Raw genomic sequence first — 13000 nt, 5'->3', positions numbered from 1 at the left:
GGCTTACTCGGCGGCCTCGGTCACACCCACGAGGATATCGCGGATGGCGGCCTCATTGATGTCGTCATGCTCGGCAATGACCACCAGACGCGAGCGGCGCTCTTCACCCGGTTCCCACGGCCGGTCGTACTGATGACGCACGCGGGCACCAACGGCCTGCACCAGCAGACGCATCGGTTTGCCCTGAACGGCGGCATAGCCTTTGACGCGCAGGATGTTCAGCTCATTGGCCAGACGTTCGATATTGGCGACCAGTTCCGCCGGGTCGGTCTGTTCCGGAAGCTCGACGATGATGCTTTCGAAATCGTCGTGTTCGTGGTCGTGATGGCCATCGTGATGCGAAGGGCGTGCGTCCATGTCATCCTCGGCGGCCGCTTCCAGCCCCAGCACGACACGCACGTCAACGGCGCCTTCGGCAACCTCAACCACGGGCAGGGCGCGCGGCGCCTCAGCCGCGATGACCTCTTTGGCTTTGGCAACGCCTTCCGGACCGGCCAGATCGGGTTTTGTCAGCAGGATGATGTCGGCGCACGAGATCTGATCCTCAAACACCTCGGACAGAGGCGTTTCGTGGTCGATCGAGTCATCTGCCAGGCGCTGGGCGTCCACCGCCTCGACATTCGGGGCGAAACGCCCGGCGGCAACGGCCTCGGCATCGGCCAGAGCAATCACGCCATCGACGGTGATTTTCGAGCGGATATCAGGCCAATCAAACGCTTTTAGCAGCGGCTTGGGTAGAGCGAGGCCGGATGTTTCGATCAGGATGTGATCGGGGCGCGGCTCCAGCGCCATCAGTGCCTCGATGGTTGGGATGAAATCATCGGCCACGGTGCAGCAGATGCAGCCATTGGCAAGTTCCATGATGTTTTCTGCCGGGCAATCCGGAATGGCGCAGGATTTCAGGATATCGCCATCTACACCTACATCGCCAAACTCGTTGACAATAACGGCCAGGCGCTTGCCCTGAGGGTTCTGCATCAGGTGTTTGACCAGCGTGGTTTTACCCGAGCCCAGAAAGCCGGTGATCACAGTGACGGGGAGTTTTTCAAGGTTGCTCATTTCAGGGCTCCAATCGGGGGAATGCGGGCCGCACAGTTTTTGCGGAAATGTTCGGGGCGTTCGCGCCATTTCACCAGACCGTCTTCAGCGGCCAGATACTTGGTGACGCCTTCAACGATGGTCTCGACATGGTCGGTCTCGTCGAGGTTTTCATAAACGAAGGTCCATCGGGACGGGCCGCCACGCAAAACGATCGAGCATCCCTGATCACAGTTCGACAGACATTCCACCGGTTTCAGGTCGACGCCGTCAGGCAAGCCGGCCTGTTCAAGTGCTTTATGCAGCAAAGTACCGGGTCGCTGGGTGTCATCTTCGATGGGTAACCCACGGCGGCATGTCGTGCAGACCAGCAATTCGACTGGTGCGGTCTCGGTCACGTCTCTCATCCCCCTAAATCCTTTATACGGGGGACGGGGTTTCATGCGGGCCACGCGTCTGCACATGGACCCGACACCGGAACACCCCGCCCGGTTTCAACTTCGGGTGCTGGCAGGTCTCCCGGCTTGCGGATGTCAGAGCAATTGCCCTGTCGGATGTCCCGCCTTCCCGGCCTATTGGGCCAGTGGCATTGGGCACCCTCTCCGGTCACGGTCGCGGGGGCGGCTGTGCTTGGCGATGACATCGCTGGCACATTCCCTTTTCATCCATCCGAGGATGGACACCAACGCATGCGACATGCGGCACGGGCAGGGGGCTTGTCAAGCACGACTGGGGATTGAAAACCGGTTACGTCAGAAAAGCGACCAGCCGAAGTCAGTCAGCGGCATCCGATGCGATCCGTTCACGCGAGCCAGGCGCAATTCAGCCCGGCCGCCGCAGATGATTGAGCACTTCTCGCTTTGGTAATCAGGTAGTGCGGTTGTGTAAATGGAATCGCTGGACCCGCAATCGCAACAGGCATCTGATACTGAACTTTAGGCGTTCGAAATTGCGAAAGCAGCGCAGAAAGCTAAGTGCTTGGAAATAAATGGAGGCGAGTACCGGAATCGAACCGGTGTACACGGATTTGCAATCCGCTGCGTCACCACTCCGCCAACTCGCCTTTTCAAGTAAAATCAAATACTTGCCGTGGTGTGATCGGCGTTTTAGCAGCTTTCGACAGGAGCGTCCAGAGGGGGGAGCGCAAATTTCAGGGTCGGGTGCAAACTTAGTCTTCGGTTGCGACGTTGTATCTTGTGAAGATTGGAAAGATTCCGTGTCTGAGCCGTTGCCGGTTTTTCAAGGATGTGGCAGAACTCAATCACCCAAGGGAGCAAGATGAGCGATCCAATGACAGATTTCGCAGCCCGCCGCCGGACGATGGTCGATACGCAGATACGTCCTTCTGATGTCACGAAGTTTCCCATTATAGACGCGATGCTGACCGTCAAGCGCGAGAATTTCGTGCCGGATGCGCAGCGCGAGGCCGCCTATGTCGAGGGATTAATCGAGCTAGGTGACGGGCGCTGCATGCTAGAGCCGCGGACCCTGGCTAAGATGCTGGACATATTGAACATCTCCAACGACGAGTCGGTTTTGGATATTGCCCCGGCCTTGGGGTATTCGACCGCTGTCGCTGCGCGCATGGCACAACTGGTTGTCGCCGTAGAGGAAGACGAGAGCCTTGCGACCGAATCCCAGTCGATCCTGATGGAGGCGGAGGCAGACAATGCGATTGTCCATGTCGGCCCGCTTGAGCTAGGTGCCCCCGAACATGGGCCTTATGACGTGATCATGATCCAGGGTGGCGTGGAACAGGTTCCGGATGCTTTGATCGCACAGCTTAAGGATCATGGGCGAATTGCCTGCCTTTTTGTCCAAGGTGCGCTGGGGATCGTCCGTATCGGCCATAAATCAGGGGATCGTGTGACCTGGCGGGATGCGTTTAACGCCAATGCACCGATTTTGCAGACATTTTCCAAAAGTCGTGTATTTTCGCTATAGTTCGATCACTGATTTTTCTGCTGCCTTGATTAGTTTAATGCAAACGCGCAAACTATCGGCAGAGCAGCGTAATTTCGATTTGAGAGGATTTCGTTATGGGTTCTATGGCGGGAGGAAAGCTGGTCAAGGCGCTGGCGCTTACTGCGGGGGTCGCACTTAGCTTTGTACCGGGACGTGCGGTCTGGGCTGACAACATAACTGACGCATTCATTGGTGCGTATAATACCAGCGGGTTGCTGGAGCAGAACCGAGCGTTGTTGCGTGCGGCGGATGAAGACGTGGCAATTGCGTTGTCGGCGCTTCGACCGATCATCAACTGGACGGTTGCAATTAGCCACGACTACACGCGTCGCGAAATCAACAATGTGGTGACAAGACCCGACCCGAACAACTTCTTCACTGGTCTGACCCTCAGCCAACTGCTCTACGATGGTGGGGCTGCCGTTCTGGGCAAGCAATCGGCGCAAGAAACGGTGCTGTCGACCAGACAGACCCTTGTTGATATCGAACAACAGGTTCTGTTCCGCGGTGCCAATGCTTATCTCGAAGTTCTTTTGCAGGAAGAAACCGTACAGATTCGCCTGAACAACGTCGACGTGTCGGCCGAAGAACTGCGCGCATCGCAGGACCGGTTCGATGTAGGCGAAGTCACGCGTACGGACGTTGCGCTGTCACAAGCCCAGCTTGCAAGCTCGCAAGCTGATCTGGCTGTTGCGCGCGGTAACCTTGACACGGCGCAGGCGGAATATGTGAATGCCGTTGGCAAATCGCCCGGACGCACGGCGGGTCAACCGAGCCTGCCAAACCTGCCAAACTCGGAACCGCAGGCCGTCAGCCTCGCGCAGCGTAATCACCCGGCCATTCTTTCGGCTCAGCACCAGGTGCGTGCCTTCGACCTGATCGTGGCGCAGCAGCGCGCCAACCTGGGACCGAATGTCAGCCTGAATGCCGATGCCGGTATCACCGAGAGCTATGACAACGACGACAACACCAGAGACGGCACTGTTTCGTTGAATTTCAACCAGCCGATTTATGCCGGTGGCCGTTTGGCCGCAAGCGTGCGCCGCGCCATGGCCACACGGGATGCATCGCGTGCCAACCTGTTGAATGTGCAAAAAGATATCACTCAGGGTGTGACCGAAGCCTATGCCCGTTTCCAAGCGGCATCAGCAAGTTTGCGGGCGTCGAGCGAACGGGTTCGCGCATCGAAAGTGGCGTTTGACGGTATCCGCGAAGAGGCCACTCTGGGTGCACGGACCACGCTGGACGTTTTGAACGCCCAGCAGGATTTGCTGGATGCGCAGCTGGCCGAGGTCGCATCGCGTATCGAGCGTTCGCGTGCGGCTTACCAGCTGTTGCAAGCACAGGGCCTGTTGACCGCCGAACGTCTGGGACTGGCGGTGCAGATCTATGATCCGACGCTGTATTACAACCTAGTCAAGAAAGCGCCGGCTCAGGTCAGCAGACAAAGCAAGGACCTGGATCGCGTTCTCAAAGCACTGCGCCGCGACTAAGGGTCAATACTATCTGTTGTGACGCCCGGCTTGTTTGGCTACACTCAATCCTGAGGATAGAGCGGTAGAGAACAATGACGGAAAAAGTCGTGAACGGCAGAGTAGAGGACGTGCTGTCCTCGATCAAACGGCTGGTCGGTGAAAGAGGTGAACAAACCTCGGAGCCGACGCCTTCAATCGCCCGCAAGCCCGGGCGATTGGTGCTTACCGATGCATTGCGAGTCGGCGGAACTTCCAGCATTCAAGACAGCCCGGAGATTGAAGCCGAAGCCAAAGCAGGCTACACGGCCGACGCGTCGGTCAAGCCGATGCTTCTGCGCGCGTGCGACATCGTAAATCGTGAAAATCCCGCCAACAAAGAACAAGCCGCGCCAGAGCCGGCCAAAAACCCGACCAACAGCCTGAGCGCAAAGATCGAAGCCCTAGAAGCGGCGATTGCACGCACTGAGGACCAGTGGGAGCCGGATGGCGACAGCGAAGACGAGTACTCCGGTACTCCGGCGAAGGCCCTTGAATTCAGCGCGCGCAAAGAAGTTACGGATACCGAGGGAAAGAAAGCCGAACCCTCTCAGGCAAAGGCCAAAGAAGCTGTCGCGACGACCAAGGCAACTTTCGTTCGCGACCCCGAGGTGATCACCGCACCACCTGTTCACCCAGTCGAAGCAGCAGCGGAAGATTCAGCGATAGCTGGTATTTGCGAAGACGCATTGCGCAAAATGATAGCTGAGGTTGTCCGTGAAGAATTGCAGGGTGTTTTGGGTGAACGTATCACCCGCAACGTCCGTAAGATGGTCCGGCGCGAAATCTACAAGGCCCTGGCCGAGCAGGACCTCGAGTAGCACTCAGACGCTTTTGGGCGTTTCTGCAAGCGCCAGCAGGCGGTCCAGATCCATATTCTGTTCAAGGTGGTCGGCCAGCGCGTTCAACGTATCTTCGACCCCGTCTTCATAGGCCAGGTCCGAGGCCACGCCCAATTGCGACAGGTATGACGCGCGGAATGCGTCCGAGCTGAAGATACCGTGCAGGTAACTACCGCGGATACGACCAGAGGCGTTTGCAGCACCTTCTGGCCGCCCCTCGACCTCTAGCCAAGCGCGGGCGCAATCAGGGCCTTCGGTACGGCCCATGTGGATTTCGTAGCCCGACACCGGTTCTCCTCCGCCAAGGGCGCGGGCCGAAGTGAGCGTTACCTGTTTCTTCCCTGCCATCACGGTCTCAACATCCAGCAGGCCCAACGCTTCAACAGTCCCCGGTTGTCCGTCGACGCCATCCGGATCAGCGATTGTCTTGCCCAGCATTTGATAGCCGCCGCACAGGCCCAGAACATGGCCGCCCCGGCGGACATGGGCATATAGGTCGATATCCCAGCCCTGAGCCCGGAAATAAGCCAGATCGCCAATGGTGGATTTGCTGCCGGGCAGCAGTACTAAATCTGCATCACCGGGCAGGGGGCGTCCTGCTGGCACGATCTCGACCGAGACACCGGGTTCGGCAGACAAAGGGTCGAGGTCGTCAAAATTTGCCATGCGTTCTAACTGCGGAACAACCACCTTGCAGGCCCCGCCAGAGTGGGACCGGATATCCATCATATCCTCGGCTGGCAGTTTCCACGCATCATGGAACCAGGGAACGACGCCCAGACAGGGCCATCCGGTACGTGCAGCGATTTCATCGCGACCTTCATCGAAAAGGGATACGTCGCCCTTGAACCGATTGACGGCAAAACCCCGGATCATCTCCAGATCGCCTGCATCCAATACCGCCTGGGTGCCTACGATCTGGGCAATGACACCCCCGCGGTGAATGTCACCTACCAGAATAACGGGTACGGCTGCAGCGCGCGCAAATCCCATATTGGCGATGTCACCCTTGCGCAGGTTGGTTTCGGCCGGGCTACCCGCGCCTTCGATCAGGACAAGATCCGCGTCGCTGCACAAGCGGTCAAAGCTTTCAAGCACTGCGCCCAGCAGTTTGGATTTATCCTTGCGGTAATCGCCCGCTTTCATCGTGCCGGCGCGTTGGCCCTGAACGATGATCTGAGCGCCAGTGTCGGTTTCCGGTTTCAGCAGAATCGGGTTCATGTCCGTATGCGTCGCACGCCGCGCCGCCAGCGCTTGCAGGGCCTGTGCACGGCCGATCTCTCCGCCATTTTCGGTGACGGCGGCATTGTTCGACATGTTCTGCGGTTTGAACGGTGCAACGCGCAGCCCGCGCCGGGTGAAAGCCCGCGCCAGACCGGCCACTAGAACCGATTTCCCGACATTGCTGCCGGTGCCCTGAATCATGATGGACCGAACCATGGACTGCCTCCTATGTTGACGCGCAGATGACCTGATTTGCGGGCAAAGGAAAAGCCAAAGTTGAACACGCCAGCGCATCTTTTGATCGGAGTTGCAGCCTTTGCCCGCCCAGCCCACGGACGTATCCTGTGGGCCGCTCTGTTGGGTTCGCTATTGCCGGACCTGTCGCTTTACGTGATGGCGGGCACGTCCCTTTACGTGCTTGGGATTCCCCCAAGCGTGGTCTTCGACCAGCTTTATTTTTCCGACGGCTGGCAGACCGTGTTTGCGATCGACAATTCCTTTGTCGTTTGGGGGGGTGCCTTGCTTATCGGGGTATGGATGCGCTGGAAAGTCTGGACCGTTGGGGCGTCCGCCGGGTTGCTGCATCTTTCGATGGATTTTCTGCTGCATGCCGGGGATGGGCGGCCGCAGTTCTGGCCATTCAGCGATTGGGTGTTTCACAGCCCTGTCAGCTATTGGGACAGCACCCATCACGCTTTGTGGGTGGCACCAATTTCGGCCGTGCTTTGTGTCGCGTGTTACGCCGTTTTGTGGCGTCGCGGCATGCCCATCTGGGCGAAAGCGTTCTTTGCCGTGCTGCTGATGGCCGAACTGTGGGTCGCGCGGCAGTGGCTGTTGTTCTTTTGAATGATGGCATAAGAAAAGCGCGCTCCCAGCTAGGGAGCGCGCTTTTTCATGCGAAAGTCACTTTGGATCAGGCGGCTTCTGCTTGTTGGGCCGCGTTGCGACGTTCGCTTTCTTCACGCGACAGCGCAACCGAGGTGCGCACACCACGTCCAACGAACTCCATCAGTCCGCCAACAACGCGCTCATTCGGGTCGATACCCGCGCACGAAAGTACTTCGCGACCATCACGAGAACGCGCCCAACGGGCGATTTGTTCCGGGCCATTGCCATACTTCTTGTCGTCGGCAATAGCGTCATCCAGCGCAGCCAGTACGACAGCCGCGAAAAGTTTGCGTGCACGATTGCCTTGCTCGTTGTTAAAGGCAGTGCCGTCAACGAAATCTCTCATCTCGTCTTCCTTGTTGTTCTTGCTCTTGCATTTTCGGCGTGACGGTTCTTATGACCGATTAAGTGCGATTCGGATACACTTAAAATGCATAGTTGCGTTGCGTCATTTGCATAGCTTGCTGCAGGTGCAGCACTAAGTCTCGTCATCTTGTCAGGTGTGTTCCCGCCAGATATAGGAGCGGGAACTGACGCATCAACCGTTTGTGAAGGATTTAAGTCATGCCCAAGATAAATGGGAACGAAATTCGCCCCGGAAATGTGCTTGAGCATAACGGCGGGCTATGGGCCGCAGTCAAAGTTGACCACGTAAAGCCAGGTAAAGGCGGCGCTTTTGCGCAGGTCGAACTGCGCAATCTGCGCAATGGCTCGAAGCTGAACGAGCGGTTCCGCTCGGCCGACAAAGTCGAACGCGTGCGTCTTGAGCAGAAAGATCAGCAGTTTCTGTACGAATCTGACGGCATGCTGGTGTTCATGGATTCCGAGACGTATGAGCAGATCGAACTGCCTGCAGAACTGCTGGGCGAACGCCGCCCGTTTCTGCAGGACGGCATGACAATTGTCGTCGAATTTTATGAAAGCGAGGCTCTGAACGCCACGGTGCCTCAGAAAGTGACCTGCAAGATCGTTGAGACCGAGCCTGTGGTCAAAGGTCAGACCGCCGCGAATTCGTTCAAGCCAGCCATTCTGGACAACGGTGTCAAAGTCATGGTGCCGCCATTTGTCGGTCAGGATGAGATGATCGTGGTGAACACCGAAACCATGGATTATTCCGAACGCGCCTAACCACGCGTTTGCCAGAGTAAAGAAAAACCGCGTGGACCCGTGCCGCGCGGTTTATTTGTCAGCTGCCCCGTCTGATTTGGCGATACCGTTCGGGATTGGGGCCAAACAGTTCAAGCATCAGTTCATACTTGATGCGATTGGCGCTGACCTGCCGGTAAAAGGCGATCAGGAATGCTGTGGGGCCCTGAATGCGGCTGAGGCCGCTTGTGGCGGCGACCACAGTGCCGACATCTGTTTTCCCGTTCAGAACCAAATAGCCGCCCAACATCAGGACGCCGACCGTTCCGGCTCCGTTTATGACGCTCAGTAGAAACTTGGCCGAAAGTTTCCAGATGAACATCTTGCGCCGTGTTTCGTAGATCTCGTCGAACTGCGCCTCAACCTCGCGCGCGATTTCGTTGATCCGCTCGACATTCAGCTTATCGTTGGCTCCGCGTAAAATCCGGACACGTTCGGCGACAAACACGTTCACCTTGCGTTGGGATACCAGCACGATGATGATCTGCGGCACGATCATCGAAAAGGCGATCATGCCCAGCCCAGGTTGCGTTGACGAGATATAGCCGATCACACTGATCAACGTGCCGATCTGAACGACCGGGTCCGAGAAAGCGCCGCCCGCGAATTTCCCCAGCTCTTCTGCCTCGGCTGAAATCGCCGTGGTCATCGTGCCCTTGCGCATCGTTTCGCCCGAGACATTGATATCTGAGGCACGCAGCAGCAGCCTTTGACGGATCATGCGGATCAGATCTTCGCCCAACGTTCCTGCGCGATAGCTCAAAAGCCACTTTAGGGCGAGGCTGAGTAAGATGACCGACATCATTCCGACACCCAGGTAGATCAGCCTGTCCGTGCTTACATCGGCCGAGGTCAGGTGGTTGATGATGTCGCGCTGAAACTCCAGCGGAACTGCAGCCAGACCCGCAATCGCAATGGACAGAACGATGAGGATGATCTGCCGTCCGGCGCTGGCGCGCCAGATTGCCCTGTATAGCTGGAACATACGTGCATCCGGATTGCTGAATTCAAACCAGTGTGACAGCGCGCTTGGCTATGTTCAAACCAAACCAAATCAGTCGGTTGCTCAGCCGTGCCGGTTCGGCAACACGTTAAGTGTCCAACTGTATGGTGGCGTCACCGGCCTGCATGTCGTCACCTACGCGGTCCAATCGCAAATAGGCGATCCCGCGGCCATTGGATTGGGTGAACAATGTACCGGCCGGTTTTCCGCCAGAAGTAATTGCAGTTCCAACCGCTGCAGACCCAGCGACGCTAACGCTGCGCAGACCCTTGCGCAGTTCAGTCTTGTGTTTCATCCGCGCGGTGACTTCTTGCCCCACATAACAGCCTTTCTTGAAGTCCAAGCCGTTTAGCGCCTCGAACCCGGCCTCAAGGATATAGCTGTCGGGGGTCAGTTCGATTCCGGTTTCCGGAATGCAGTGTCGCACGCGGATAGCATCCCAATCGGTGCCGTCTTCGCTTTCCGCACCCGCTGTATAGGTCCGCCAGCCCATATCCGGGTGCCTTGGGTCGGGCAGGGCACCTTCGGGCGCAGGGCCAGTGCCGCGCTGCAGGTTCAGGCCGCTGTCTTCGATGCTGACATCTGCGCGTAGCTTGTACATGCCCAACCGTTTGGTAAATCCATCGGCAAGGACTTCGGCAACATCTAGCAAAACCGTGTCACCCTCGCGCTTCAGGAAGAAGTCCGCCAGGTATTTGCCTTGTGGGGTCAGCAGGGCGGCGTAGACCAGCCCATTGTCCAACCCTGCGATGTCGTTGGTGATCAACCCTTGAAGAAAGCTGTCGGTGTCCGAGCCGCTCAGGCGCAATATACGGCGGTTGGGCATCTGGGTTGTCCTCGTCTTTTCCTCGGACCTCGTGATATAGGGGTTTCCGCTGCCATGACCAGAGGGTTTCCGCCGTGCCTGCGCCGATTAGCATCGTTATCCCGACCCTGAATTCGGAGGGGAACCTTCCCGGGACCCTTGCGGCCTTGATGGAAGGCCTGCATGCGGGGCTGATCCGCGAATTGATCGTCTCGGACGGAGGGTCGGCCGATCAGACGCTGGAAATTGCAGATGAGGCCGGGGCTGAGATCGTGACCGGGCCGCCTTCGCGCGGGGGGCAATTGGCCCGGGGATGCGCCGCAGCCAAAGGGGAGTGGTTGTTGGTCCTGCACGCGGACACGGTTTTGCAAACGGGGTGGAGCAAAGTTGTAGGCGACCACCTTGGCACCGGAACCCCGGCAGCGTTTCGTCTGGCGTTTCGGGCTTCAGGCTTTGCACCGACATGGGTGGCGGGCTGGGCCAATCTGCGCAGTCGCCTGTTTGGCCTGCCATATGGCGATCAGGGCCTGTTGGTCCCGAGTGAGATGTATCGAAAGGCGGGGGGCTTTCCCGATCAACCCTTGATGGAGGACGTGGCTTTGGCCCGCAGCCTGCGCGGCATCACTTTGCTGCCCAGCCGGGCGGTTACGAGCGCGGATCGCTATGAGCGTGCGGGCTGGTTGCGTCGGGGAGGGCGGAACCTGTGGACTCTGACGCGGTATTTTCTGGGGGCAGATCCTGCGAAGCTGGCGCAGGACTATCGGCGCTGAGCGACGCGCGCAGCTCGACCACGGACTTGCCCAACCGGAACGGCGCTGCGAAACTGACCAGACATAACGCGATGATCTGCAGCACAAGTATATGCGCATTGTCTTGCAGGTATTCCCATTCGTCCTTCAACTTGCCGACCTGTTCCACCAGATCATCATAGCTTTGCGCCAGGATCAGATAGTCTCCGGCAATCGCGGGAACCTTGCGGCGCATGTTGTCGATCGCGGCCTGTGTTATGTCGTCCAACGTGGTAAAGACTAGGAACTGATCGATGTTGAACGCATCAGCCTTGTCGGCCATTGCGCGCATTTCGTCCTGTTCGTCTTTTGCCTGACTGCCAAACAAAAAATGCAGCCCCTGCAGTGGCGCGACCTCATTTGTGACTTCGATAAACAATGGCAGGTCGGCATTGCTGGCGGTTGAGGCCGACAGGAATTCGACCTTTTCGCACAACACTTCGGTATCCGGGTCAAAGGCCGGGTCGCAGAACCGCAGCCGGAATCGCGCGGCGTCGCGGTCAAAGGCCAGCCCGGCGGCGTAAGCGACGTCTATCTGGCGATCCAGCCGTGAGCTATCCGAAGTGTAAAGCCCGGCCAAAACCGCGACCAGAGCGCCAACGCCACCCAGCACAACCCAGACGAGGTCCGCAAGTTTCCAGGCACGATGCCCGGCGGGTTTGCGGAAAAGAAAGGCGGTGCCAATCAATCCAATCAGAAAGAACAGGATCAAGAGCGGCAGTTGGTTTTGGGTCACGAAACTCATGCCTTCAAAGTGACGGCCTGCCATGCGGCTGGCAACACTCCTCACGCTCAGTTGTTCCGTTTGGGTGGGAAAAAGCCGTTATGAGCCCGAGCTTTGGCCGAATTTCCGGAACAATTTGGTGCGGTCAAAAGCCTGTTCCAGTTCATCCGTGCGATCTTTAACCGAATCCCACAACCTTTCCTGTACTTCGGCGATGACGCATTCCATCAAAACCAGAATGGCTGCCATGGAGTCCCACGCGGACGGCACCGCAATGCGCGCAGCAAAGGTGTGTTTGGCCAGCCGATGAATAGGCGAGCGCCATTGATCAGTGAACAGGACGATTTCGGCCTTACGTTCATGGCACAGCTGGCCGATCAGCAGTGACGCGTTTTCATATCGGCGAACATCCAGCGTCACCAGCACATCATCTTTGCGTATGTCCAGCAAGTCATGCGTCCACGATGCTGCAACGGGCAGCAACCGCACGTCGGGGCGGATCATCTGCAGGTGCAGGTACAGGTATTGGGCCAGCGTGCCGGTAATGCGGCCGCCGGTGATAAAGATGCGCCGGTTGGGGTCACATAACAAGTTGCAGAAACTGTCGAATTCACCGGGGTCAACCTCATCAATCGTGCGTTTCTGATTGGCGAGAGTCTGTTGGGAATACCGGTTCAGAATGTGTTCTTCGGGCAGGTCGTTCTGCCATAGGTCACGCTTGGCGACCGGCCCCGAGATCATCTCTTTCACCTCCCCCCGCAGGGCGGCCTGAAACTGCGGATAGCCGTCAAAGCCGGTTTTCTGCAGCATCCGTGCGACGGTCGTGGTCGAAACCGAGGCCGTGCTGGCCAGCTCCGTGATGCTGCCAAGGCCAGCCATGGGGTAGTCGTCGAGCAATACACTGACCAGTTGACGCTCGGATGGGGTCATCTTGTCTTTGTGGGCCAGCAGCCTGTCCGTCACCCGCACGCGGCGTTCCTCCTGCATCATTTCGATCTTAGTGTGAATAATTTTTCAGCAAGATCAAGAGTGGTGAAATTTTTACAGGAAAAATATTGACAGGTTA

The 13000-nt window shown here is 57.8% G+C and carries 13 protein-coding genes, 1 tRNA gene, 1 pseudogene and 1 riboswitch; of the genes and pseudogenes, 6 read left to right on the top strand and 9 right to left on the bottom strand.

Going from position 1 to position 13000, the window contains the following annotated elements:
• Window positions 1-3: 3 nt before the first annotated feature.
• The 3 genes from cobW to QMP16_RS19405 form a co-directional block, all read right to left on the bottom strand.
• The gene (gene cobW, locus QMP16_RS19415) at window positions 4-1059 is read right to left on the bottom strand and encodes a cobalamin biosynthesis protein CobW (protein WP_282153723.1); all 1056 of its coding nucleotides are present in this window, start codon (window positions 1057-1059) and stop codon (window positions 4-6) included.
• Window positions 1056-1445, bottom strand: a complete 390-nt coding sequence (locus QMP16_RS19410) for a DUF1636 domain-containing protein (protein ID WP_282153722.1) — start codon at window positions 1443-1445, stop codon at window positions 1056-1058. The genes cobW and QMP16_RS19410 overlap by 4 nt, the downstream gene beginning before the upstream one ends.
• Before the next feature lie 85 nt (window positions 1446-1530).
• Window positions 1531-1740: riboswitch (cobalamin riboswitch) on the bottom strand.
• A 287-nt stretch (window positions 1741-2027) separates the two neighbouring features.
• Window positions 2028-2101: transfer RNA gene (locus tag QMP16_RS19405), tRNA-Cys, on the bottom strand.
• A 227-nt stretch (window positions 2102-2328) separates the two neighbouring features.
• Here QMP16_RS19405 and QMP16_RS19400 point away from each other — a divergent pair.
• The 3 genes from QMP16_RS19400 to QMP16_RS19390 all read left to right on the top strand — a co-directional run bounded on the left by QMP16_RS19400 (window position 2329) and on the right by QMP16_RS19390 (window position 5335).
• Window positions 2329-2982, top strand: coding sequence for a protein-L-isoaspartate O-methyltransferase family protein (locus QMP16_RS19400; protein WP_282153721.1), 654 nt, complete (start codon window positions 2329-2331; stop codon window positions 2980-2982).
• 95 nt (window positions 2983-3077) lie between these two features.
• Entirely contained in the window at window positions 3078-4496 is a 1419-nt protein-coding gene (locus QMP16_RS19395; protein ID WP_432653419.1) for a TolC family outer membrane protein, read from the top strand.
• 74 nt (window positions 4497-4570) lie between these two features.
• Entirely contained in the window at window positions 4571-5335 is a 765-nt protein-coding gene (locus QMP16_RS19390; RefSeq protein ID WP_282153719.1) for a hypothetical protein, read from the top strand.
• Between the two features lie 3 nt (window positions 5336-5338).
• Here QMP16_RS19390 and QMP16_RS19385 read toward each other — a convergent pair whose 3' ends face one another.
• Window positions 5339-6796, bottom strand: coding sequence for a cobyric acid synthase (locus QMP16_RS19385; RefSeq protein WP_282153718.1), 1458 nt, complete (start codon window positions 6794-6796; stop codon window positions 5339-5341).
• A gap of 60 nt (window positions 6797-6856) precedes the next feature.
• Between QMP16_RS19385 and QMP16_RS19380 the strand changes: the two genes are divergently transcribed.
• Entirely contained in the window at window positions 6857-7426 is a 570-nt protein-coding gene (locus QMP16_RS19380) for a cobalamin biosynthesis protein CobQ (protein ID WP_282153717.1), read from the top strand.
• 67 nt (window positions 7427-7493) lie between these two features.
• On the opposite strand, the gene QMP16_RS19375 is transcribed toward QMP16_RS19380, so the two are convergent.
• Window positions 7494-7814: a DUF6280 family protein gene (locus QMP16_RS19375; protein ID WP_008757056.1), complete on the bottom strand. Its 321-nt coding sequence runs from the start codon at window positions 7812-7814 to the stop codon at window positions 7494-7496.
• 218 nt (window positions 7815-8032) lie between these two features.
• Here QMP16_RS19375 and efp point away from each other — a divergent pair, with 218 nt between their 5' ends.
• Window positions 8033-8596 (top strand): elongation factor P, encoded by a 564-nt coding sequence (gene efp, locus QMP16_RS19370; RefSeq protein ID WP_058274164.1) that lies wholly within the window; start codon window positions 8033-8035, stop codon window positions 8594-8596.
• Window positions 8597-8654: 58 nt separating this feature from the next.
• Here the strand turns inward: efp and QMP16_RS19365 are convergent, their stop codons facing one another.
• The gene (locus QMP16_RS19365; RefSeq protein WP_282153716.1) at window positions 8655-9599 is read right to left on the bottom strand and encodes an ABC transporter transmembrane domain-containing protein; all 945 of its coding nucleotides are present in this window, start codon (window positions 9597-9599) and stop codon (window positions 8655-8657) included.
• A 106-nt stretch (window positions 9600-9705) separates the two neighbouring features.
• Window positions 9706-10443 (bottom strand): YgfZ/GcvT domain-containing protein, encoded by a 738-nt coding sequence (locus QMP16_RS19360; RefSeq protein WP_282153715.1) that lies wholly within the window; start codon window positions 10441-10443, stop codon window positions 9706-9708.
• A gap of 74 nt (window positions 10444-10517) precedes the next feature.
• On the opposite strand from QMP16_RS19360, the gene QMP16_RS19355 reads away from it, so the two are divergent.
• Window positions 10518-11192 carry a TIGR04283 family arsenosugar biosynthesis glycosyltransferase gene (locus tag QMP16_RS19355; protein WP_282153714.1) on the top strand — a complete coding sequence of 225 codons (675 nt, stop codon included), beginning with the start codon at window positions 10518-10520 and terminating at the stop codon, window positions 11190-11192.
• Window positions 11193-11199: 7 nt separating this feature from the next.
• Here QMP16_RS19355 and QMP16_RS23675 read toward each other — a convergent pair.
• Window positions 11200-11955 (bottom strand): annotated as a pseudogene (locus QMP16_RS23675) (hypothetical protein); the annotation flags it as partial.
• 78 nt (window positions 11956-12033) lie between these two features.
• Complete coding sequence (locus QMP16_RS19345) at window positions 12034-12921, bottom strand: MurR/RpiR family transcriptional regulator (RefSeq protein WP_282153713.1); 888 nt, start codon at window positions 12919-12921, stop codon at window positions 12034-12036.
• Window positions 12922-13000: the final 79 nt, after the last annotated feature.

Source organism: Ruegeria atlantica, from assembly GCF_947495585.1.
GTDB classification, from domain to species: Bacteria; Pseudomonadota; Alphaproteobacteria; order Rhodobacterales; family Rhodobacteraceae; genus Ruegeria; species Ruegeria atlantica_G.
Note: the sequence above shows the minus strand (reverse complement) of the source record. Positions and strands in the feature narration are given on the sequence as shown.